Source organism: Citrobacter sp. RHB35-C21, assembly GCF_013816515.1.
Classification (GTDB): Bacteria; Pseudomonadota; Gammaproteobacteria; order Enterobacterales; family Enterobacteriaceae; genus Citrobacter; species Citrobacter braakii.
This window is the reverse complement of sequence record NZ_CP057147.1, coordinates 3,233,008-3,254,221: the sequence shown is the minus strand read 5'-3', so window position 1 is coordinate 3,254,221 and position 21,214 is coordinate 3,233,008. Positions and strand designations below refer to the sequence as shown.

The following is a 21,214-nucleotide window of genomic DNA, read 5'->3' as shown; positions in this document are numbered from 1 at the left end:
ATCAATCCTGCTTTTCCAGAAAACGACGGCAAGGTAATACGATTAAAAACCAGGCAAACCAAATCAGAGTCGAAAGCTGCGATGCGGCACGGATCCAACCCTCTTCGTTACGGAAACCGTCAATAAGATCGGGGCCAACCAGCGCTTTCGACCCTAACCAGCCTAAAAAGCAGGCATTAATGACCCACAGCCAGAATCCGCATTTAACCAGTTTGCTGTAATGGCGAAAACGAGCCCGGGAAGTATCAAGCCAGGGAAGGAAATAGAAAATCAGTACCGAGCTGCACATTGCGGCTAAGCCAACGAATTCATTTGGGAAGCAACGCAAGATGGAGAAGAAGGGGAGAAAATACCATTCCGGCGCAACAATCGCGGGTGTAACTGTTGGATCCGCAGGAATAAAGTTATCGGCGCTGCTCAGATAGTGCGGCGCGAAGAATAAGAACCAGGCGAAGATCATCAAAAAAAGGATGATTTTGATGGCATCAAGATCGGTAATTTTGTAATCGAACAGCAGGCTCCTGGACTCTTTCTCGCTAAACCTCTTTTTCATCGCCTGCGCAAACGCCGACTGTACGGTGCGAATATGAAAAACCGTTGCGCCGACAATCACAAAGGGAAGAATAAAGTGGAGAACAAAAAAGCGGCCAAGCATCGGCGTTCCTGGAGTATGGCTGCCGACTAAATATGCGTAAAGGGTATCACCCACCAGCGGAATGGCCTGGGCAAAGCGGGTAATTACCGTGGCCGCCCAGTAGCTTTTTTGCCCCCAGATAAGGCTATAACCAAGAAATGCGGTCATCATCAACAGGACATACAGCGTCACGCTAATCATCCACATTGTCGTCCAGGGCTTGCGGTAAACGCTGTAGTACATGCCACGAAAAATATGCAGATAACAGGCAAAGAAAAAGAGCGACGCGCCAATAGCATGCATGTTGCGTAACAGTTCTCCATGGCGAACCGCACGCATAATATGAATAATGGAGTCAAATGCCAGCTCGGCCGTCGGCACGTAAAACATCGCCAGCACGATACCCGTGAGGATCTGCACACCGAGTATAACCAGCAGGATGGCGCCGATTGCGAATACCCAGAGTCCGGCAATCGAGCGAGGAAACGGGATACGCCAGCGAAGCGAATAGACGCGCTCACTCCTCATTTCAGGCTTCCTTCGTGCCGATACGCACGGCCTGACCATCCGAATGAATAACGTAGTCCGGGATTGCCAGGTTGGTCGTCGCGGGGCCGCGCGTTACGCGCCCGGAGGTATCAAACTCTGAGCCGTGGCACGGACAGATCCAACCCACGCCTCCAGGTCGGGCGTTGGGTACGCACCCGGCATGTGGGCAATACCCTTGAACCACCAGCCATTGAGGATGAGCAGCTGAGACCCTCTCGCTGTCCGGTTGTGGGTCGATAAGCGTATGCCAGTCGGCACTTCTGGCAGTAATAATCTCATCCTGGGTGCGATGGTGAATAAGAATCAGCTTTCCCTGCCATACGCGTCTGACGGTTTGTCCAGCAGCAACCCCCGCAAGAGAGACATCAATCGGTTCATTTTCCGCAAGAGTCTTCTCATCCGGGCCCAGGGCCGAAACCAGCGGCCAGACGGCAGCAGCGACGCCTGCCGCACCGACGAATTTTGTCAGTTTACACAGGCATTCCCGGCGCTGTTCCTGGATTTCGCCATCTGCAAGTTTGTTCTCTGTCACCTCGTATTTCTCCCTGAGCATCGCGGATTAACGTTTGTCGATACGCGCGTAAATTTCCTGAAAGCGCTTATCAGCAATACCCGGCGCTTTGAATGCCCGATAGCTTGCTGGTAACTGGGCATCTCCTACCTTAATCAGCATCACCATGCCCTGAGCGTAATGTGGTGTACATTTGATGCCGTAAAATCCGGCATTGTCATAAGTTACTTCGATCTCTTCATCTATTTTTCCCATAAAACCGGGATAGTTAGCCGGAGACAATTCAGCGATTGAAGCCGCGTTGTGACTCTTATGTTTACGGATAAACTTCACCGTATCCCCGGGCTGGATCTCCAGATAATCCGGCTCATAGACCATTGGTCCCGCAGACCCACGATTTTTCATCAAAACGTCGTGAGTTTGTGCGAAGGTTGAAGAGGCGAGGGCGAGTAAACATAAAACTTTCAGACTCTGTTTGAGATATTTCATCGATTCTTCCTTAAAATTCATCAGGTCTTTGATAACGGATAAAACAGTTTTCAGCGCCTGTTTCATGTTCAACAATGGCGTCGATACCAAACCAGGCATGGAGGTTTTCACGGGTAAACACGGCGCAAGGAGTCCCCTGCATCGCCATTTGCCCGGATGTCATGACGATGATGCGATCGCAGAACATCGCGGCATGATTGAGGTCGTGCAGAGCGGCAATGACCGTGAGCTTTTCACGTTTAACCAGACTAAGCAGGCCAATCTGATGTTGAATGTCGAGATGGTTGGTGGGTTCATCCATCAGTAACAACTGCGGCTGCTGCGCCAGCGCCCGGGCGATATGCAGGCGCTGTTTTTCTCCCCCGGAAAAGGTATGCCAGCATCGGTGCTGTAATTCACGGAGATCGACCTTCTCCAGCATAGTTTGCACGATATCGTCATCTTTGGCGGACCAGGGCGAGAGCAGGCTAAGCCAGGGCGTGCGCCCCAGAGAAACGGCTTGTAAAGCGGTAAGACGCTCGCTGGTTTCTGCCTGTTGTTCGACCAACGCCACCCGCTGCGCAAGGTGACGCCGCGAATAATGCTGGAGCGCCTTTTGCTGCAGGGCGATACGCCCGGAAGTTGGCTTCAGCAAACCGGCCAGCAGTGAAATCAGTGACGTTTTGCCCGAGCCGTTGGGACCGATGATGCCGACAAACTCGCCGGGCGTTACGCTGAGTGAAATATCTTCAACAATCGTCTTACCTTTTACCTTCCAGTACAAATTACAGGCTTCAATAACGGCTTGCGCAGAGGTAACGAGTGGCTGTACGAGATTCACCGTCATTTGTTCTGGTTTCCTCTAATCAGAATGATTGAAAACGCAGGAGCGCCAACCAGAGCCGTGATCACGCCTATTGGGAGTACCTGACCGGGTAGTAACGTGCGGGAAATAACATCAGCGATAATGAGGAAAATAGCTCCGGTAAGCGCACTAACCGGCAGCAGTCGATGATGCTGGTTGCCGACCAGCAGACGAGCAGCATGAGGGATCACCAGACCGACAAAACCGATCGCACCCACAATGGAGACCATAATCGCCGTCATGCCGGTGACGGCGGCAATCAGCACTGCACGGGTACGTTTTACCGGAATGCCCAGCGATGCCGCAGACTCCGCGCCAAAGGAGAAAGCATCAAGATGGCGGGCATAACAGAAGCACAGCGCGATACCGACCAGAGCGGTAGGAATGGCTAAGACTACATCGGGCCAGCGTACACCGCTCAAATTGCCCAACAGCCAGAACATAATACCGCGTGCTTGCTCGGCGTTTGCTGAGCGGGTGATGATAAGCGATGTAATCGCATTGAAAAGCTGGGAGCTGGCGATCCCGGCAAGGATGATTTGGGTTGTCACACCCCCACCTTGTCTACCGCCAGCGGCCATCGCCAATAGCGCAACGAACAGAAATGCCGTCAGCGCACCAATGAAAGCGCCCAATGACATACTGATGATGCCAGCCCCAAGTCCAGTGAGAGCAATCAGCACCGCTCCGGTGGACGCTCCGGCAGAAATCCCCAGTAGATAGGGTTCGGCGAGCGCATTGCGTAGCAGCGACTGTAACACTACGCCGGAAACAGCCAGGCACGCGCCGCAACTGGCCGAGACCAGCGCTCGGGTCAGGCGGTAGTTCCAGACGATCCCTGCATCCAGCGCATCGACAGGATAGTGTGTATCAAAAAGATGATTTGCCAGCGTGCTGAGAACATGCTGCCAGGGGATAAGCGTTTCGCCGATGGAAATCCCCGCCAGCAGTACGCCACACATTAGCGCACTGACCCAAACGGCATGTCCACTGACTCTCACCGCAAGCTGACCAACAGCGCGACGCATCCTGCGTGAATCACTCATGATTATCTGCGTTCCTGAGTAACGGAGATGCGCTATACCGTGTGAGGATATAGCGCAAAACGTAGATTAATGAGCAGCCTGCGGATGTGCTAAGCCATATTCAACAAGGGCATCAGCCAGTTTTTCCACACCATCAATAGTTCTGATCCCGGCATTCATGGTCTGTACGTCAATGACCGGAAGATGGTTTTCCTTGACGGCAGGAACCAGTTTGGCGACAGGATCGGACTTGAGGTATTCCATCTTGACCTTCCAGTCATCCGCCGGGAAGCGGCGACGGCTCATCTCACCGAGCACAATGAGTGAAGGATTCGCTTTGGCGATGGTTTCCCAACCCACCGTTGGCCACTCTTCAGCAGAATCAATCACATTCTTCACTCCCAGCGTTTGGGCGATCCATGCCGCCGGACCAAACTTCCCGGCAACGTAAGGGTCAAGCTGGAGATCGGCGCTTGAGAACCAGAACACGGCGGAAACATTCTCATCCATTCCGGTAATTTTGTTTTTCGCTGCGGCTTCACGTGCTTTAAGGCTGGCAATCAGCGCCTCGCCTTTATCCTGAACATCGAAGATTTTCGCCAGATCGGCGACTTCCTGATACACCATGGCAATATCAAACATGCCCTTACGGACACCGTCACCACCATCTTCGTTATCTTTCGCACAGTCAGCTGGCGCGGTGTAAACGGGAATTTTCAGTTCACTAAACTGTTCGTAAGAGGCAACCGTGCCAGCAGGGCCGATTTGCCACTCAAACTGACTGGCGATCAGATCCGGTTTTTTCGCCACGATCCCTTCAAAACTTGGAATATTTTGCGCGATAACGGCGACTTTTTCATTTGCTGTTTTATAAGCCTCCAGTACCGGGCCAAACCACAGCGAAGTACCCACGACGCGATCGGCCAGCCCCAGTGAATAGAGAATCTCGGTACTGTTCTGACCCACCGTCGCCACGCGCGTTGGTGCCTGATTGAAGGTAATATCGCGGCCACAGTTTTTAATCGTCAGAGGATATTCGGTTTTTGCTGCCTCGGAAAAACCGGAAGTAAGCAGGAGAGCAGTCGTGCCAAAAATAGCCAGAAGCGTTTTTTTAGAGAAGTAAAAGGTAGAATTAGCGTGCATTATCATCGTCCCGTTGATGCCAGAAACTTAAGGTCTGGTCATGGCTTATTTCATTCCATATATCGGGAGGAGACATGAAGATAGATGACATTGAATCGTGAAATTTAAGAATGAAGATATGCAAAAAATGCAAATAAGCTTTACTCAGCCAAAATCTTATTCATAAATACACTACCGCTTGCGTCAAATAATTCATCCCATGGACCATCCCGTCCACTCAATGGCATACACCTTTGACAGCAGGTCTCCTGACTCACGGTAATCAGAATATCGGCCTTCCCATAAAGATGAACTTTACAGTGACCTGTGGTTTATGAGCCACACAGGGATATTCTGCATCCGCCTACAGTTGCGGGGGCAGTTATGGAATTGAATTGAATAATTCTCACCATATTCCTATTCATATACAAAAATGTAATGAAATGCTGTCGAAAGCGACTCTAGCGGCAATTGTTAACAAGGTCAACCATAGAGGGCAAGAGATAAAAGGTAGTAGTGTGGAAAAAATACATATTTAATACAGTGAGTTATGATTTTATTGGTTACTGCGATGTTGTAAATGAAAATAGCAACAGGAAGCTAAATGAGAATTGGTTGATATTGATCAAATTACACGCATGCTGAAATTTCTGTGTATGAAACATATTGATCACCATCAAAAGTTCCGCATATCAGCGCTTGACACTTTTTTGTGTACTCTCCATATGTACCAATTGCCACTCATCCTGCATATCCATAATCACGTTAAAATTGTTACGCAACCAGAAATAATACCCTCCGGGTAAAAAATGATGTGTGTGAAGATACAAAGTCTTATATTGATGTTGCTGACAGAATACCTCAGCTAAAGCAAACAACTGACTTCCGATCCCCTGTCTGCGGTAGCGCTCATCTACGTAGCAACGACAAATTTCCGCCGTTTCAGACAAGTTATAGCGACCACGTAGTTCAGTAATACGATCATCATATTGACATACCGCCAGTGTAGCGATTAATTCCTGGTTTTCACTCCACGCGCAAAGCAATGAATTCCTTTCCTGCAAGATATACTGTTGTGCGAGATCAAAGAGATCTTCTTCGGCAGAAGGCATGGCTCTACCGGCATTGAAGTATAAATTAAGATGCTCAACAAGAAACGACTGAACAGCAGGAATATCGGCGGGAGTCATCTCACTAAACCTAAATGGGATCATGGCAGCATAACTCAAATTTAGAACGGAAAATGATAATAACAATAAGACCACTTTAAAAACAATATTGAGCAGTAAGAGACAGACTCGCAATTGCATACGGAGCTATTCTCATTACGGGTTATAAATGGGTGTTTGGGCGGCCACCACAGAGTGCAATCAGGCAGAAACACTTAACAAAATTCTTCGCGCAGAAGGTCAGGCTGTCGCGAGAACTAAGGTTTTCAGCGTCTTCTTGGGACAGAAAAAAGAATTGCATCCTATTGGGTTGCCAGGCATTTGCAACTGAGGCTGCATTTTTTTCTTCATTACCTGGATTGCCCTAATAGAAAAGCATCTGACATTTTGTTTTTGAAAACGACGTCTCAAAACATATCTGTATTCATTCTCTAAGCAGAATATTATAGAAACTAAATTATGAGTGGTAAGAGTAAATGTCACAACAAGGTGATTTACAATATGGATTATTTCATGCTGTAATAGTTGATTAAGGTTAGGGTTTAGAGTATCTTTAATCTAATCGTACATTTTCAAATAAAAGTAGACAATAACAGTATGAAAACCAGACTCTATAATTTTTCAGAAGACACAAATGAAATTTTTGTTTTTAGATGGACTCGGAAACACTATGAATTTTGCATGGATAACGATATCTTTTTGAATCATAGAGGTAAGAAAGTTTATAAAGAAAGAAATTTGTTACTGTTCGCGAAAGGTGACAAAATTAGAATTGAAGCTGATGTTATTGCTGAACAATATTCCACAATGCCAGTAAAAAGTTTTTCTAGCGTTGGTGCGTTTTCATTTCCAACCTGTTATTTTCCGGGTAATGTAAATATCGGAAGATTTTGTAGTATTGCATCAAACGTAAAAATCATGGGAGGAAACCATCCTATGAATCGTTTTACAACTCATATGCTTACTTATAATGGCGAGTTTGATAAATATGCTGCCAACGAGTTCGGACAAAACTGGGTATTGAAACCATTTATTACAAAGCCTAAAAATACAACGATTGGCAATGATGTCTGGATTGGCAATGATGTCGTTTTAAAAGGTGGTATTTCAATTGGTGATGGTGCTGTTGTTGCAGCAAATTCCGTTGTTACTAAAGATGTGCCTCCATATGCTATTGTCGCAGGGGTTCCTGCGAAAATTATCAAATACAGATTTGAGTCAGATATTATTGAACAGTTGTTAAAAATAAAATGGTGGAACTATAATTACACCGATTTACCCGATAACAGCAAGTGTGATGATATTATAAATTTTGTCACTGAAATGAGCACGTTGATATCGAATGGCACTATAAAAGAAAAAGCATATAAAAAATTTAATCTTACCGAAATATTTACAACTCTTTAGTTTAATAGGTCATTGTTGGGACTGTTATCCGGCGAAAGCAAAATGAGATAAGGACAACACGATGACAAAAGTTAGCATCTTGCTAGCGATGAGCGTTTTGCCATTGTCAGCATACGCAGCAACGACCGGACTAACCAGACTGGCACCGAGCGTCTGTGTAGAAACGATCGCTATTTCGGGCCAGATGGTAAGCGTAGCGGGAAAGTGAATACTCGTTACACCGCTCTATTGTTCAGACAGAACGATAAATCCTGATAGTCCTGCGCGCTTTCCCTGCCTGCGCGGCGGGGACGCCGTTTTCTGCTTTTCCATCTGCCCGCAACACTAACTCTCAGAAATGAGAGGCCGATCCTCTGAGCAGGACTTTTGTCCTCAATCCTCTGCAATCCTCTGGTTACAATCCCTGCATATCTTCAATACCCATAATTCAGGAATTGTTATGACTGCACATATTAATGCCAAAGCGGGTGATTTTGCGCCAACCGTTATTATGCCGGGCGATCCGCTTCGCGCTAAGTTTATTGCCGAAAATTATCTAATGGATTACCGCGAAGTCACCAATGTACGCAATATGCTGGGCTATACCGGTCTTTATTTTGGGCAACCTGTTTCGGTGATGGGACATGGCATGGGTATTCCGTCAATGACGCTTTATGCTCATGAACTGGTACATGACTTCGGTGTACAGAGAATTATTCGTGTTGGCAGTCTTGGGGCAACACAACATCATGTCAAAATGCGAGATATTATTCTTGCCGTCGCCGCCGGAACGGATTCCGTCACAAATTTAAAACGTAGCGCGGGCTACACGATGGCGACATCTGCCCATTTCCCATTATTGCAGCAGGCGTGGGCATTGGCGCAGAAGGCCGGTATTGACGTTAAAGTCGGCAATGTCTTCAGTGGCGATCTTTATTACGATCCTGACGAAAATTTAATACCTGCACTGGAAAAATTTGGTGTGCTGGGTGTGGATATGGAAGTGGCAGGGTTATACGCTTTAGCGCATCAGTTTAATATTGAAGCGTTGGCTATATTAACCGTATCCGATCATTGCCTGACAGGAGAAGAAACAACGGCGGAAGAACGGCAGTTAACCTTTAAAAATATGATAGAGCTGGCGCTAAATACAGCTGTTACGGCTTAGCATCAGCATTTAAATGAACCAATCAGAGATGGCATTATATGAAGAATAAAATAGCACTTACGCTGATTAGTTTTCTGGCAAATTTTATTATGGCAGGATTTGCCAGTCAGTTTGGTATGCTGATTGAACCGATTGCAGTACGCTACAGTGCCGATGTGAATACCGTCGCCTCGATATTTTCGTTGCTTAACGGTGGGGCGTTAGCCGGGACCATCGCCGCCTTTTTCCTGATTGAGAAAATCGGCGTTAAGCGTATGACGCTCATTATCTATTCGATAGTGTTCCTCTGCGCTCTGGCAATGCACTTAAGCCCTGGCTTATGGCCGGTGATGGTCGCCATGACCCTGGTGGGTTTCTGCGGCGGCATTGGTCTGTGCGTGGCGGGAACGATCGTGGTTTCGGTTTGGCAGGATCGCATTCAAAGTACGATGCTGGTGGTGCAGGACGCCACCTTTAACGTCGCGGGCGTAGTTTTCCCGCTGATTACCACCTTCGCCCTGACGCACAATATGTCGTGGAGTTACAGCTATCTGAGTGTAGGCATAGTGGCCTTACTCACGCTGGGCGTTGTGGCTCTCACCCGCTTTACCGCCTGTGAAACGGCTCCTGCAGCGGATAGCGCAGACCCGGTGAAATCCGAGTGGAATCCAGGGATTATCAGCGGAGGCATTGGCCTGTTCTTAGGTATGTTGGCGCTGTATACCTTCCTGACTTGGGCACCATTATTTGTGAAGAACAAATTTGGTATTCCCTTCGAAGAAGCAGGTAATATTATTACGCAATACTGGGGTGCTGCGCTGGTCGGCGCGTTAGTCTCAACCGTTATTGTTTCCCGCGTAAAGATACATTATTTTCTGCTTAGCATTATTTTGTTAGCTTGCGTTATTACTACCATCATTGTCACGAAGGAAAATATCTCCGGGCTTGATTATCTGGCCTATAGTTACGGGTTTGTCTGCGCAGCGCTGTATAACTCCTTTATTGCCTACGGGGTTTCTTTCGTGAAGCGCGCGAGTAGCCAGAACGTTTCTTATATTTTAATTAGCGGTAGTGCTGGCGCCATGTTTAGTCCGGCGATCAGTGCGCTAATGGAAAAAACTATGGGATTGCAGAAAATTATGTACGCAATACCGGTGTTGTATTTAATTATCTTTATTATGTTGATGGGTACATTAAAACTCAAACGTAATTAAACACAGTAATAACGCTTACCTCTTTAATTAGATAGCCCGCCGTCACGCCATTTATCTGGTGGGGCGACACTCAACCTTGCTCAAAGGAATTGAAAATGCTGAAGAAAAATAAATCAATGATGAAAAAAACAGTTCTGGGTGCGGTAATTGCGATGTGCTGTACGCAAGCGCTTGCGGCTGATTATGCCGATGGCAACATCCGCAAAAATGATTTTAACTGGATGCAGATGAACTTAATGCAAAGTGTGGATGCGAAAGTGCCTTATGGTATTCGTAATGACACCTATCTTGAGCTGGAGTTTGGCGCACGATCCGGGATTATCGATCTGTATGGTTATGTGGATTTCTTTGATATTTTGGATCGCGAGCAGGACGATCGTCACGGGGGTGATAACTTCTTTGCCAAGATATCTCCACGTTTTTCCCTGGACGCCATTTTTAATAAAGATTTATCCGTTGGGCCATTTAACGAATTCTATATCGCAACGGTAAATAACATTGGTGACCGGGAATTATTTGAGCATTACGTTGGTCTCGGCACGGATGTTAAAGTGCCGTGGTTTGGTCTGGTGGGAATGAACATTTATGCGCACTATGTACGTGAAAATTACGGTGCAGATAACGAAGGTAAGTGGGATGGTTACATGTTCTCGACCAACTGGTCGACGCCGTTCTATACGTTCGCCAACGGCAGTTATTTGAACTATCAGGGTTACTTTGACTACCAGTTCGCCGCGAACAAGATTGCTAACCAGCCGTTATATAGCAATAACGCGATTGAATGGTATAACGGCATCTACTGGCATTCAGAGCATTATGCAGTAGGTTATGGCTTAAAATATTTCCGCAACATGGCATTGATGGAAAACCACGGTGGAGCAGGGCGTACCACCGGGCTGGGTCACTATTTCAACCTCACCTATAAGTTCTGATTGCGCTGAAATGACACACCAATGCTCCGTTTGCCAGGGTTGGTGTGTCAGTCAATGATGTCATTGCCGAGAAATTTACGCAGCCCATCCAGATCCTTAATCTCCAGTCCTTGCTTCGTGCGCGTTACCAGCCCGGCATCCGTCAGCGCTTTCACCGCCCGCCGATAGACCCGGTCGGTGGTGCCAAATCGCTCAGCTTCCTGGTATTTTTTATGAAAACCATCCATTGGCTGCTTGTCCTGATGCTGGCGATACAGGTCATACGCCACGTTATGTACGATAGGGTAGAGCATCCGGTGCAGGAAGATTTCCAGCATATCCTGATAATCAACGGCCATTGCGCTGGCGAAAAATATCGCCAGTCTGGGATGCCGGTTCAGCGCTTCCTCCAGACGGTCACAGTTGCATACCGCCACGGTCAGCGGTTCTTCGGCTACGATATCAAGCTGGCAACGATACCCGGTAAAAAACTCCATTTCGCCAAACAGTTGCTCATCACATTCCATTGCACCCAGTTGAAAACGGCGACCATTCTCCGCGCTATAACGCAGAGAAATTCTCCCTGACTGCACCATGATTAGTCGATCGACTACCTGTCCCTGGCGGTAAAGATAGTCATCTTCCTGGATAATCTGTGTTTCAGAGAGCAACTCCTGGAATATCTTCTCAATTAAGGCATCATCCTGCTGCCAGATATTGTGAAAACGACCTTTTGTGAGGGGCTTAAGCTGCATGGCTCAACGTCTTATTGTTTGAGATAATTCTTATCGCTGACTGTATGCCATCTGCTGCGCAATGTCATTAAGAGCGGGTTGCGGATAATAAAAGGGCCAGCACCATGCTGGCCTTGACACACTAAGGATGGCTGATAAAGCGAGACAATCGCTGGCGCAGCAGGCGGTTTTCCTGCCGCAGTTGAGCGTTCTCTTCCAGCAATGTCAGCGCAACGGCAATTCCCGGCCAGTCAAGTTCCAGCTCCTGACGCAGGCGTATCGCGCGACGCATGACGGTCAGCGCATGATCGTCAAAAGTCTCGTCTTCATGAGGTTCTATCACCCCTAAGCCGACAATCTCATGTAGCTCTTCTTCTGACACACCGGTGTACAGACAAAACTCGGTAATGGTAAAGGTGACGGTGACGTTAGCCATTATGCTTTCCCCCACTCTTTGCGCGGATCAAAGGTCTTTTGTGCATCCGCCAGCTGCTGCCACAGGGCGGCGCTGGCGTCGTCAGGTTTCGGCGGCATGACGATTTTGATCACCGCATACAAATCGCCGGTATGTTTTTTACTTACCAGACCTTTGCCCTTAATGCGTAACCGCTGCCCGGCCTGGCTGCCCGCAGGAATGGTCAGTAGGATGCTCTCTTTTAACGTCGGAACGGTTACTTTCGCGCCCAGCGCGGCTTCCCACGGCGCCAGGGGAACGACCACTTCCAGATCCTGATTAACGATATCGAACAGCGGATGTGGCGCGATATGAATCACCAGCCACAAATCACCGTTTGGTCCGCCGTTTTCACCGGGGGTGCCCTGGCCTTTCAGACGAATACGCTGACCGTTACCGACGCCAGCCGGAATTTTCACATTCAACGTTTTAGGAATTTCACGTTCGACCATGCCGAACGCATTGTAAACAGGCAGGGTGTAACTGATCGTGCGGCTATGCTCAGTAAGCGTTTCTTCGAGGAATACGGCGACTTCAATTTCAATATCGTGCCCGCGGCTGGCATGACGCTGGCGAGACTGTTGCGCATGCTGACCAAAGATGGAGGAGAAGATATCGTCGAAATCTTCGGCGTTATAGCGTTGATTCTCTCCTTGTTGGAATTGACGGTTGAACTGTGGGTCGTTGCGGTGCTGCCACAACTGGTCGTACTCGGCGCGTCGCGGTTCATCACTCAGGATTTCCCAGGCTTCAGCAACCTCTTTAAACCGGGCCTCCGCGTCACTCTCTTTGCTGACATCAGGATGATATTTACGGGCGAGTCGACGATAGGCGGTCTTGATTGTCTTGAGATCGTCTGTCGGTTTCACGCCCATAATGGCGTAATAATCCTTTAATTCCATAGCGTTCTCTCGTGTAAATCAACACTTGCAGAAGGTGAACCCTGACAACAGGTATCACCGCTAAGTTTAGGGTAATCCTGATAACGGAGAATGCCAACCGGGAAGGGAGGATATTGCTATAAACGATGCGGGCGTTGCACCACCAACAGCGCTTTTTAACGTTATGGCGTCTGTTGTGTGGTGCGAATAGTGAGATTAGCTAAACATCAGGATTTAGTGATCAGGAAGCGGACCGTATCAGCATAGTTTTGTACGAACGCGTTAAGGTCATCAGATTTCAGTCCTTTCGGATTGATCATATATTTACCGTTGATAAAAATGGCGGGCACCCCGGTTAAATCTACGGCTTTAGCCATTTCTTGCTGTTTGGCGGTTAGTGATTTTACGGCAAAACTATTCCATGCGGCATCATAATCACTGGCACTGACGCCCGCGCTGATAAATACGTTACGAATATCGTCCGCCGATTTAATGGTTTGTTTTTTCTGCACGGCATCAAAAAGCAACGGTTTAACTTTATCTTGCACGTTCAACAGCATAGCGACGGACCAGGCGTGCGTCATGTCTTGCCCCAGAGGGCCTAAAAAGTCGACGTGGTATTCGGTGAGTTTGACGTCAGCAGGCAAAACTTTTTTCACGTTATCAGTGATTTCAAAAACTTCATCGTACTGATAGCAGGAAGGACAATAGAATGAGAAAAACTTCAGCGCTGCCGGGGCTGAAGCGACGGGTTTTTCCAGTGAGATAAACTCTTTGCCGTCGGTAAATGGTGCTGCCTGAGCGCAAAAGGTAAAAAGTAACCCAATCAGGGGTAATAAATATTTTTTCATTTCCATATACTCTAAATAACATTCAATAAACAAATTTTCTGCGAATGAATACGCTCTTCATTGCGTCGGGCTATAATACGATAATCACCTAAAAATGCGCTGACCCTTACTTTCATTTACGCATCAATACGTAGCGGACAGTATTTATGTACTGTTATGGGAATATCCTTTGGTACTCTTCGTAAATAGTGAATGATCACTTCCGTGATATTTTCGTAATTACTTTGGCAATGTTATATTGTAATAAATAAAAACGGAAATATGATTAATTATCATTTGATTTATAAAACGTGAGCAGCAGCGCGTTGCGCTATGTTCTGTCAACGCAGCCGTAAGATTTTCTTTTTCTTGTAGCGTTTGAATGAATAGGGTAAGTGTCAGTGATGAGCAACCAAAATGGATATCGCTATGATTGACCACCTGGATCATCTGGTATTGACCTCCAATAATGAAGAGGCATGCGTTCGTTTTTATGTCGAACTTTTAGGGATGAGGCTGGAAACCTTCGCGCAAGGGAGGAAAGCCTTCGTCTTTGGCAATCAGAAAATTAACCTCCACATTCGGGGAAAAGAGTTTGAACCCAAAGCTTACGCGCCAACGCCGGGGGCGCTGGATTTGTGTTTTATCACCACACGTGCGCTGGAAGAGGTGATAGCCACGTTTCAAACGCACGGGGTCGATATTGTTGAGGGACCGGTTGCACGAACCGGTGCGATGGGACCGATTCGCTCGGTTTATGTCAGAGATCCCGATCTCAATCTGATTGAAATCGCGGTATATCCTGCTGATGACAGGACATAACTTTACAGCGCAAAGGTTGCCAAAACCTGGTGAGTGGTTAAGATAACTCGCATCAATCAGTGAGGGTATAATGGCGAAACGTCAACGGATGGGATGGTGGTTCCTCTGTCTGGCATGTGTTGTGGTGATGGTTTGTACCGCACAACGCATGGCGGGCCTGCACGCGTTGCAGATGGACACCGTTGCCACAAGCGTGGTCGTAAGCGCACAAGCGCAGACCGATGAGGCCTCGTCCGTTACCCCTTGTGAACTGAGCGCGAAGTCATTACTGGCGGCGCCCCCGGTACTGTTCGAAGGCGCTATTCTGGTGCTGTGTCTGCTGCTGTCGCTGCTGGCGCCAGTGCGGGCGTTTCGTCTGCCTTTTTTCCCACCGCGAGCCATCTCGCCGCCCACGCTAAGGGTACATCTGCGATTTTGCGTCTTCCGTGAATGACAGAACAGCCGTTGCTGACTGTTAGATAATTATTCACGGAGAAAATATATGATGACTGTTTTCAGGCAGGCGCTGCTCTGTCTGTTATTGCTATGGCTGCCCGTATCCTGGGCGGCTGAACCCGGCTGGCTGCGTTCACCCGATAACGATCACGCCAGCGTACGGTTACGCGCTGATACGTCCTCAGGCGGCGAAACTCGTCTGTTGCTGGATGTTAAACTGGAGGACGGCTGGAAAACCTACTGGCGTTCGCCGGGCGAGGGAGGCGTCGCGCCATCTATCGCCTGGCAAGGGGAAATGCCTGCGGTCGACTGGTTCTGGCCAACCCCTGCACGCTTTGAGGTCGCTAATATCACGACCCAGGGCTATCACGATAATGTGACATTCCCGATGGTTGTGCGCGGCAGATCGCCCGCCACGCTTAGCGGTGTTTTGACGCTATCCACCTGTAGCAACGTTTGCTTGTTGACGGATTTTCCTTTTTCCGTGACCTCCACGACCCAGGACCCGACTTTTGCGCATGACTATGCTCAGGCAATGGGGCAGATCCCGCTTGCCAGCGGCCTGACCGATACTCTACGCGCTGGCGCACGGGCCGGCGAGCTGGTCGTCGAGGCTCACCGCGCGGGAGGCTGGACTGCGCCTGGGCTGTATCTGGACGCCGTTGATGATGCTGATTTTGGCATGCCGCAAATTCACGTCGCAGGTGAGACGTTACGCGCCACGGTACCCGTTCATGACGGTTGGGGGGAAGGCGCGCCGGATTTACGCGGTAAGTCGGTCACGCTGGTGCTGGCAGATAACGGTGTTGCCCAGGAAAGTCGTCTTGCGATTGGCGAAGCCCCGGTTATTGAGAACGCCTCACTCCCATTGTGGCAGGTGGTGCTAATGGCGCTGCTGGGCGGTTTGATCCTCAACCTGATGCCCTGTGTATTACCGGTTCTCGGCATGAAACTGGGCTCTATTTTGCTGGTTGAGGAAAAAAGCCGTCGCCAGATCCGCCGTCAGTTCCTCGCATCGGTAGCTGGGATCCTGGTCTCCTTTATGGCCCTGGCGTTATTGATGACAGTGCTACGTTTAACCAATCAGGCGCTTGGCTGGGGGATCCAGTTTCAGAACCCGTGGTTCATTGGCGTCATGGTCGTGGTGATGCTGACGTTCAGCGCCAGCCTGTTCGGGTGGTTTGAATTCCGCCTGCCTTCGGCGATGACCACCACGCTGGCGACTCGCGGTGGCAACGGCTTGTCGGGACATTTCTGGCAAGGCGCATTTGCGACCCTGCTCGCCACGCCGTGCAGCGCCCCGTTTCTGGGAACAGCGGTAGCGGTGGCATTGACCGCTTCGCTGCCAACGTTGTGGGGACTGTTTATCGCACTTGGCCTGGGGATGAGCTTGCCGTGGCTGCTGGTGGCTCTGCGTCCCGGTCTGGCGCTGCGTTTGCCGCGTCCGGGACGCTGGATGAATATTTTGCGGCGTCTTCTCGGTGTAATGATGCTGGGTTCGGCTATCTGGCTTGCGACGTTGCTGCTCCCGCATTTAGGGCTGGCTGGACACGCTAGCGCTAAAGAAAGCGTGAACTGGCAACCGCTTAGCGAGCAGGCGATTGAGGATGCGCTGGCGCAACATAAGCGTGTGTTTATTGACGTCACTGCCGACTGGTGCATCACTTGTAAGGTAAACAAATACAACGTGTTGCATAAAGATGACGTACAGGCCGCTTTGCAACAGCCGGATGTAGTGGCGCTGCGCGGCGACTGGACGCTCCCTTCTGAAGCCATCACCGAATTTCTGAAAAAACGCGGCCAGGTTGCTGTGCCGTATAACCAAATTTATGGCCCCGGTCTGCCGGAAGGCCAGGCGTTACCAACGTTGTTAACCCGCGATGCGGTATTGCAAACGTTGACCGATGCCAAAGGAGTAACCCCATGAAAATAATGATTGTTCTGCTGTTAACCCTGTTTTCTGCCGTCAGCGTAGCGAAAGAGCCTGCACCGTTTACACAGGAACAGGAAAAGCAAATTGAAGCATTAATCCAGGAGGCCCTGTTTAACGATCCCAACAGCCCGCGGATTGGCGCTAAGCAGGCGAAACTGACCCTGATAAACTTCACCGATTACAACTGCCCGTACTGCAAGCAACTGGATCCCATGCTGGAAAAAATTGTGCAGAAATATCCTGACGTGGCGGTAGTGATTAAACCGCTGCCGTTTAAAGGGGAAAGTTCGGAACTGGCGGCGCGGACCGTGCTGACTACCTGGCTTGAGCATCCGCAGCAGTTTCTGGCGCTACATGAAAAACTGATGCAGAAAAAGGGTTACCATACCGACGTCAGTATCAAACAGGCGCAGGAAAAATCGGGAGCCAGTCCGGTGACGTTGAATGCCCAAAGTGCTGAAACGCTAAGCACTAACCTGCAACTGGCGCGACTGGTGGGCGTGCAGGGCACCCCCGCAACGATTATTGGTGATGAGCTTATTCCCGGTGCGGTGCCGTGGGAAACCCTTGAGGAAGTGGTCAAAGAAAAGCTGGCGGCGGCCAATGCTCAGTAAACTGCGCCGCTGGCTGCGCGAAGGGCTGATCTTACTGGCGCTGTTGGCAGGGGCGATGCTGCTGATGGATGTCTGGCGCGCGCCGCAGCTCCCTGGCTCTTTTGACAGCACGCCTTTGCAAACGCTGGATGGTGAAACCGTCACGCTGGCGGCGCTCAGCAAAGACGAGCCGGTGCTGCTTTATTTCTGGGCGAGCTGGTGCGGCGTTTGCCGCTTCACAACGCCGGAAGTCGCCAGGCTGCGTTCGGAAGGGGAAAACGTGATGACCATTGCGTTACGCTCCGGCAGTGAAGCTGAGGTGTCTCGTTGGCTGTCGCGTAAAGGCGTGGACTTTCCGGTCATCAATGATGCGAACGGGGCAATCTCCCGCAGTTGGGCGATTAGCGTCACGCCCACGCTGGTGGTAGTGTCACAAGGTCGGGTGGTGTCAACAACCAGCGGCTGGACCAGCTACTGGGGCATGAAGCTTCGGCTGTGGTGGGCCAAAACGTTCTGATAATGTGCCGGGGAAACCCGGCATTTTTATATTATGACCCGTAAGCGGGAAGACATATTTCGTTGCCTGGCGAAGCGAGCATTGCGATTAACGTCCAGAATGGGTCATCTTCTCTTTTTCAGGAAAGTGCAGCATGACGAGTTCGTTAGCGTTTGGGCCCGCTCTGGTGATGATGATTGCCGCCACGTTTGTCCTCGCCGGGATGGTAAAAGGCGTCACTGGTATGGGATTGCCCACCGTGGCTATGGGGATCCTCGGATCGCTTATTTCGCCGGTTGCGGCGGCGGCCATGCTGTTGTTGCCTTCGCTGATTAGCAATCTGTTTCAGTTTGGCGGTGGCGGAAATACGCGTCAATTAGTCAAACGACTGTGGCCAATGTTATTGACGGTGGTGGTGGCGACACTGCTTGCCAGCGCCTGGATTACCGGCGGCGATACCACCCGTACCCAGTTTGCGCTCGGCGTGGCGCTGGTGGCTTACGCTATCTGGACGCTGGCCGGAAAGAAAATTGCAGTGGCTCCGCAGCATGAAAAACCGTACTCCCTCATCATAGGATTTGTTACTGGCTTATTGACTGGCGGAACCGGTGTATTTGTGATGCCCGCCGTGCCCTGGATCCAGTCATTGGGTTTTGAGAAAGATGAACTGGTTCAGGCGCTCGGGATCTCTTTTACGTTTTCGACATTGGCTTTGGCGCTTGGTCTGTGGTGGCACAACGCGCTGCCCGTACAGTCGTTGAGCTTATCGGCTTTGGCCATTGTTCCTGCGCTGATTGGTCAGTGGTTAGGAACCCGTGTACGACGGGTTATTTCTCCGCTCGTGTTTAAACGCTGTTTTCTGTTTTGTTTGGTCGGGTTGGGTATCGAGATGATGCTGCGTGCGGTATGACCTGTGCGGTGACTTTAGAACGCATTCATGGCATCGTTAATTCAGACATTCAGGGTCAAAGAGGTCGCTATGGCATCAGTGATGTTAAGTGAGGAAGAGGGCGCTCTGGAGTCGCGAATGGCGCTCACCGCGGCGGCGATGGCCGATAAATCGCGCTCGCGAATGTTGTGCGCCCTGATGGATGGCCGCGCCTGGACCGCGACCGAACTCAGCGCAGTGGCGGATGTGTCAGCGTCGACCGCCAGTGCGCATCTGGCGCGTCTGTGCGAACAACGTTTTGTTGTGGCGCTCGCGCAGGGCAGGCATCGTTATTTTCGCCTTGCAGGCTCCGATATCGCTGAACTGCTGGAGCGCCTGATGGGCGTGGCGTGGGCTACATCTACGCCACGAAAAATCACGACGCCGCCAGGCTTACGACATGCCCGAACCTGCTACGATCATCTCGCTGGCGAGGTGGCGGTGAGGCTGTTCGATACGCTGGTTTCCCGTCAGTGGTTAACGCCGGATGGTGAAACGCTGACCTCTCTTGGGCAGGAAAAACTGGCACAAATGGGGATTGTCCTGGCTGCGAGCGCATCGCGGCGGAAATTAACCTGCGGTTGTCTGGACTGGAGTGAACGACGTTACCATCCCGGCGGCGTGCTTGGCGCATCGCTGCTACGCTGGCTGATTGAAAAACGATGGATAAAAACGGAGCTGAGTGGTCGCCGCGTCACCTTCACCCCGCTTGGCATTCGCAAATTAGAAACCGAGTTCGGTATTAAAACGACACCGTAGATGGTTCGTTTTGCGAAAGCGTTCCGGGAAATATGTCATATTTCTGTCACACTCTGTTGTGATTGATAACAACAAGAGGTCGTAGGGATGAATAAATCGTTAATCGCCGCAGCCGTGGCAGGGGCTGTATTAATGTCAACCGCCGCGCAGGCGCAGACCGCGCCGGAAGGCTATCAGCTTCAGCAAGTATTGATGATGAGTCGGCATAACTTACGCGCACCTTTAGCCAATAATGGCAGTGTTCTTGAGCAGTCCACCCCCAAACAATGGCCAGAATGGGATGTCCCTGGCGGACAACTCACCACCAAAGGCGGCGTGCTGGAAATCTATATGGGCCACTATATGCGAGAGTGGCTGGCAGAGCAGGGGATGGTGAAATCGGGCGAATGTCCGGCGCCGGGTACGGTCTATACCTATGCTAACAGCCTGCAGCGTACGGTCGCGACGGCGCAGTTCTTTGTCACCGGTGCTTTCCCGGGTTGCGACGTCCCGGTCCATCATCAGGAAAAAATGGGCACCATGGATCCCACCTTTAACCCGGTGATCACCGATGATTCCGCCGCCTTCAGCCAGCAGGCGGTTCAGGCAATGGAGAAAGAGCGTAGCCAAATGCAGCTCAACGACAGCTATCAGTTGCTTGAGCAAATGACCGACTACAAAGACTCTCCGTCCTGCAAAGAAAAACAGCAGTGTTCCCTGACCGATGCCAAAGATACGTTTAGCGCGAAATACCAGCAGGAGCCTGGGGTTTCGGGGCCGCTGAAGGTCGGAAATTCGCTGGTTGATGCCTTCACGCTGCAATATTACGAAGGCTTCCCGATGGATAAGGTCGCCTGGGGCGAGATTAAATCCGATCAACAGTGGAAGGTTCTGTCGAAGCTGAAAAATGGCTATCAGGACAGCCTGTTCACCTCCCCGGAAGTGGCGCAGAATGTCGCCAAACCGCTGGTGAAGTATATTGATAATGCGCTGGTTATTGAACGCGTAAAAGCGCCAAAAATAACCGTGCTGGTGGGGCATGACTCAAACATCGCATCGCTGCTCACCGCGCTGGATTTCAAACCGTACCAGCTTCACGATCAGAACGAGCGTACGCCGATTGGCGGGAAGATTGTCTTCCAGCGCTGGCATGACAGCAACGCGAATCGTGATCTGATGAAAATCGAGTACGTGTATCAGAGCTCGCAGCAGTTGCGTAATGCAGACGTTCTGACTCTGAAATCCCCGGCGCAGCGTGTAACGCTGGAGCTGAAAGGGTGTCCGATAGATGCGGATGGCTTTTGCCCGATAGATAAGTTCGACAGCGTGTTGAATGAGGCGGCTAAGTAAAAGAAAAACTCCCCCGTGT

General features: G+C 50.0%; 23 protein-coding genes, 1 pseudogene and 1 riboswitch. Of the genes and pseudogenes, 13 read left to right on the top strand and 11 right to left on the bottom strand.

Annotated features, from left to right (window positions below; genetic code table 11):
• Position 1 precedes the first annotated feature (1 nt).
• From HVZ39_RS15890 to HVZ39_RS15860, 7 genes are all read right to left on the bottom strand, one after another.
• Positions 2-1,162, bottom strand: coding sequence for a cytochrome b N-terminal domain-containing protein (locus HVZ39_RS15890; RefSeq protein WP_181632666.1), 1,161 nt, complete (start codon positions 1,160-1,162; stop codon positions 2-4).
• A gap of 1 nt (position 1,163) precedes the next feature.
• Positions 1,164-1,715, bottom strand: coding sequence for a ubiquinol-cytochrome c reductase iron-sulfur subunit (gene petA, locus HVZ39_RS15885; RefSeq protein WP_101700007.1), 552 nt, complete (start codon positions 1,713-1,715; stop codon positions 1,164-1,166).
• Positions 1,716-1,742: 27 nt separating this feature from the next.
• The gene (locus HVZ39_RS15880; RefSeq protein ID WP_016152560.1) at positions 1,743-2,183 is read right to left on the bottom strand and encodes a pseudoazurin; all 441 of its coding nucleotides are present in this window, start codon (positions 2,181-2,183) and stop codon (positions 1,743-1,745) included.
• Positions 2,184-2,193: 10 nt separating this feature from the next.
• Positions 2,194-3,009, bottom strand: coding sequence for an ABC transporter ATP-binding protein (locus HVZ39_RS15875; RefSeq protein WP_181632665.1), 816 nt, complete (start codon positions 3,007-3,009; stop codon positions 2,194-2,196).
• A complete protein-coding gene (locus HVZ39_RS15870; RefSeq protein ID WP_016156150.1) occupies positions 3,006-4,073 on the bottom strand; it encodes an iron ABC transporter permease in 1,068 nt (355 codons plus the stop codon). Before HVZ39_RS15870 ends, HVZ39_RS15875 begins: the two co-directional genes overlap by 4 nt.
• Positions 4,074-4,139: 66 nt before the next feature.
• The gene (locus HVZ39_RS15865) at positions 4,140-5,195 is read right to left on the bottom strand and encodes an ABC transporter substrate-binding protein (RefSeq protein ID WP_016152563.1); all 1,056 of its coding nucleotides are present in this window, start codon (positions 5,193-5,195) and stop codon (positions 4,140-4,142) included.
• A 220-nt stretch (positions 5,196-5,415) separates the two neighbouring features.
• Positions 5,416-5,640: riboswitch (cobalamin riboswitch) on the bottom strand.
• A gap of 226 nt (positions 5,641-5,866) precedes the next feature.
• Entirely contained in the window at positions 5,867-6,388 is a 522-nt protein-coding gene (locus tag HVZ39_RS15860; protein WP_181633705.1) for a GNAT family N-acetyltransferase, read from the bottom strand.
• Positions 6,389-6,940: 552 nt separating this feature from the next.
• Between HVZ39_RS15860 and HVZ39_RS15855 the strand changes: the two genes are divergently transcribed.
• The 5 genes and pseudogenes from HVZ39_RS15855 (at position 6,941) to HVZ39_RS15840 (ending at position 11,022) form a co-directional block, all read left to right on the top strand.
• Positions 6,941-7,750: a CatB-related O-acetyltransferase gene (locus HVZ39_RS15855; protein WP_101699901.1), complete on the top strand. Its 810-nt coding sequence runs from the start codon at positions 6,941-6,943 to the stop codon at positions 7,748-7,750.
• A 147-nt stretch (positions 7,751-7,897) separates the two neighbouring features.
• Positions 7,898-8,005: pseudogene (locus HVZ39_RS26660) on the top strand (hypothetical protein); the annotation flags it as partial.
• Between the two features lie 184 nt (positions 8,006-8,189).
• Positions 8,190-8,897 carry a purine-nucleoside phosphorylase gene (gene deoD / locus HVZ39_RS15850; RefSeq protein WP_016152566.1) on the top strand — a complete coding sequence of 236 codons (708 nt, stop codon included), beginning with the start codon at positions 8,190-8,192 and terminating at the stop codon, positions 8,895-8,897.
• A 38-nt stretch (positions 8,898-8,935) separates the two neighbouring features.
• The gene (gene tsgA / locus HVZ39_RS15845; protein ID WP_016156155.1) at positions 8,936-10,090 is read left to right on the top strand and encodes an MFS transporter TsgA; all 1,155 of its coding nucleotides are present in this window, start codon (positions 8,936-8,938) and stop codon (positions 10,088-10,090) included.
• A gap of 95 nt (positions 10,091-10,185) precedes the next feature.
• On the top strand, positions 10,186-11,022 hold the full coding sequence (locus HVZ39_RS15840) for an outer membrane protein OmpK (protein ID WP_016152568.1): 837 nt from the start codon (positions 10,186-10,188) through the stop codon (positions 11,020-11,022).
• 47 nt (positions 11,023-11,069) lie between these two features.
• On the opposite strand, the gene HVZ39_RS15835 is transcribed toward HVZ39_RS15840, so the two are convergent.
• The 4 genes from HVZ39_RS15835 to dsbA all read right to left on the bottom strand — a co-directional run bounded on the left by HVZ39_RS15835 (position 11,070) and on the right by dsbA (position 13,921).
• Positions 11,070-11,756: a Crp/Fnr family transcriptional regulator gene (locus tag HVZ39_RS15835; RefSeq protein ID WP_131348276.1), complete on the bottom strand. Its 687-nt coding sequence runs from the start codon at positions 11,754-11,756 to the stop codon at positions 11,070-11,072.
• A 121-nt stretch (positions 11,757-11,877) separates the two neighbouring features.
• Positions 11,878-12,171, bottom strand: a complete 294-nt coding sequence (cbpM, locus tag HVZ39_RS15830; protein WP_016152570.1) for a chaperone modulator CbpM — start codon at positions 12,169-12,171, stop codon at positions 11,878-11,880.
• Positions 12,171-13,091 carry a curved DNA-binding protein gene (gene cbpA / locus HVZ39_RS15825; protein WP_181632664.1) on the bottom strand — a complete coding sequence of 307 codons (921 nt, stop codon included), beginning with the start codon at positions 13,089-13,091 and terminating at the stop codon, positions 12,171-12,173. The genes cbpM and cbpA overlap by 1 nt, the downstream gene beginning before the upstream one ends.
• A gap of 206 nt (positions 13,092-13,297) precedes the next feature.
• Positions 13,298-13,921 (bottom strand): thiol:disulfide interchange protein DsbA, encoded by a 624-nt coding sequence (gene dsbA, locus HVZ39_RS15820; RefSeq protein WP_131348280.1) that lies wholly within the window; start codon positions 13,919-13,921, stop codon positions 13,298-13,300.
• Between the two features lie 396 nt (positions 13,922-14,317).
• Here dsbA and HVZ39_RS15815 point away from each other — a divergent pair, with 396 nt between their 5' ends.
• The 8 genes from HVZ39_RS15815 to agp all read left to right on the top strand — a co-directional run bounded on the left by HVZ39_RS15815 (position 14,318) and on the right by agp (position 21,195).
• Complete coding sequence (locus HVZ39_RS15815; RefSeq protein ID WP_016156158.1) at positions 14,318-14,722, top strand: VOC family protein; 405 nt, start codon at positions 14,318-14,320, stop codon at positions 14,720-14,722.
• Positions 14,723-14,792: 70 nt separating this feature from the next.
• Positions 14,793-15,155, top strand: a complete 363-nt coding sequence (locus tag HVZ39_RS15810) for a hypothetical protein (RefSeq protein ID WP_016152574.1) — start codon at positions 14,793-14,795, stop codon at positions 15,153-15,155.
• 48 nt (positions 15,156-15,203) lie between these two features.
• Positions 15,204-17,084, top strand: a complete 1,881-nt coding sequence (locus tag HVZ39_RS15805) for a protein-disulfide reductase DsbD domain-containing protein (protein WP_131348282.1) — start codon at positions 15,204-15,206, stop codon at positions 17,082-17,084.
• Positions 17,081-17,704 carry a DsbA family protein gene (locus tag HVZ39_RS15800; protein WP_181632663.1) on the top strand — a complete coding sequence of 208 codons (624 nt, stop codon included), beginning with the start codon at positions 17,081-17,083 and terminating at the stop codon, positions 17,702-17,704. Before HVZ39_RS15805 ends, HVZ39_RS15800 begins: the two co-directional genes overlap by 4 nt.
• Complete coding sequence (locus tag HVZ39_RS15795) at positions 17,694-18,200, top strand: protein disulfide oxidoreductase (protein ID WP_016152577.1); 507 nt, start codon at positions 17,694-17,696, stop codon at positions 18,198-18,200. Before HVZ39_RS15800 ends, HVZ39_RS15795 begins: the two co-directional genes overlap by 11 nt.
• A 133-nt stretch (positions 18,201-18,333) precedes the next feature.
• Positions 18,334-19,089 (top strand): sulfite exporter TauE/SafE family protein, encoded by a 756-nt coding sequence (locus HVZ39_RS15790; protein WP_019076436.1) that lies wholly within the window; start codon positions 18,334-18,336, stop codon positions 19,087-19,089.
• A gap of 69 nt (positions 19,090-19,158) precedes the next feature.
• On the top strand, positions 19,159-19,866 hold the full coding sequence (locus HVZ39_RS15785) for a winged helix-turn-helix domain-containing protein (protein WP_016152579.1): 708 nt from the start codon (positions 19,159-19,161) through the stop codon (positions 19,864-19,866).
• An 87-nt stretch (positions 19,867-19,953) separates the two neighbouring features.
• On the top strand, positions 19,954-21,195 hold the full coding sequence (gene agp / locus HVZ39_RS15780) for a bifunctional glucose-1-phosphatase/inositol phosphatase (RefSeq protein ID WP_131405788.1): 1,242 nt from the start codon (positions 19,954-19,956) through the stop codon (positions 21,193-21,195).
• The last annotated feature ends 19 nt before the right edge of the window (positions 21,196-21,214 follow it).

Bases quoted from the DNA above. Each gene is read 5' to 3' on its own strand.
- agp (WP_131405788.1), top strand. From the start codon at position 19,954: ATGAATAAATCGTTAATCGCCGCAGCCGTGGCAGGGGCTGTATTAATG.
- HVZ39_RS15855 (WP_101699901.1), top strand. From the start codon at position 6,941: ATGAAAACCAGACTCTATAATTTTTCAGAAGACACAAATGAAATTTTT.
- HVZ39_RS15785 (WP_016152579.1), top strand. From the start codon at position 19,159: ATGGCATCAGTGATGTTAAGTGAGGAAGAGGGCGCTCTGGAGTCGCGA.
- HVZ39_RS15800 (WP_181632663.1), top strand. From the start codon at position 17,081: ATGAAAATAATGATTGTTCTGCTGTTAACCCTGTTTTCTGCCGTCAGC.
- tsgA (WP_016156155.1), top strand. From the start codon at position 8,936: ATGAAGAATAAAATAGCACTTACGCTGATTAGTTTTCTGGCAAATTTT.
- HVZ39_RS15810 (WP_016152574.1), top strand. From the start codon at position 14,793: ATGGCGAAACGTCAACGGATGGGATGGTGGTTCCTCTGTCTGGCATGT.
- HVZ39_RS15815 (WP_016156158.1), top strand. From the start codon at position 14,318: ATGGATATCGCTATGATTGACCACCTGGATCATCTGGTATTGACCTCC.
- cbpA (WP_181632664.1), bottom strand. From the start codon at position 13,091: ATGGAATTAAAGGATTATTACGCCATTATGGGCGTGAAACCGACAGAC.
- dsbA (WP_131348280.1), bottom strand. From the start codon at position 13,921: ATGAAAAAATATTTATTACCCCTGATTGGGTTACTTTTTACCTTTTGC.
- HVZ39_RS15870 (WP_016156150.1), bottom strand. From the start codon at position 4,073: ATGAGTGATTCACGCAGGATGCGTCGCGCTGTTGGTCAGCTTGCGGTG.
- cbpM (WP_016152570.1), bottom strand. From the start codon at position 12,171: ATGGCTAACGTCACCGTCACCTTTACCATTACCGAGTTTTGTCTGTAC.
- HVZ39_RS15860 (WP_181633705.1), bottom strand. From the start codon at position 6,388: ATGATCCCATTTAGGTTTAGTGAGATGACTCCCGCCGATATTCCTGCT.
- HVZ39_RS15795 (WP_016152577.1), top strand. From the start codon at position 17,694: ATGCTCAGTAAACTGCGCCGCTGGCTGCGCGAAGGGCTGATCTTACTG.
- HVZ39_RS15840 (WP_016152568.1), top strand. From the start codon at position 10,186: ATGCTGAAGAAAAATAAATCAATGATGAAAAAAACAGTTCTGGGTGCG.
- HVZ39_RS15835 (WP_131348276.1), bottom strand. From the start codon at position 11,756: ATGCAGCTTAAGCCCCTCACAAAAGGTCGTTTTCACAATATCTGGCAG.
- HVZ39_RS15805 (WP_131348282.1), top strand. From the start codon at position 15,204: ATGATGACTGTTTTCAGGCAGGCGCTGCTCTGTCTGTTATTGCTATGG.
- HVZ39_RS15890 (WP_181632666.1), bottom strand. From the start codon at position 1,162: ATGAGGAGTGAGCGCGTCTATTCGCTTCGCTGGCGTATCCCGTTTCCT.
- HVZ39_RS15790 (WP_019076436.1), top strand. From the start codon at position 18,334: ATGACGAGTTCGTTAGCGTTTGGGCCCGCTCTGGTGATGATGATTGCC.
- HVZ39_RS15865 (WP_016152563.1), bottom strand. From the start codon at position 5,195: ATGCACGCTAATTCTACCTTTTACTTCTCTAAAAAAACGCTTCTGGCT.
- HVZ39_RS15880 (WP_016152560.1), bottom strand. From the start codon at position 2,183: ATGAAATATCTCAAACAGAGTCTGAAAGTTTTATGTTTACTCGCCCTC.
- deoD (WP_016152566.1), top strand. From the start codon at position 8,190: ATGACTGCACATATTAATGCCAAAGCGGGTGATTTTGCGCCAACCGTT.
- HVZ39_RS15875 (WP_181632665.1), bottom strand. From the start codon at position 3,009: ATGACGGTGAATCTCGTACAGCCACTCGTTACCTCTGCGCAAGCCGTT.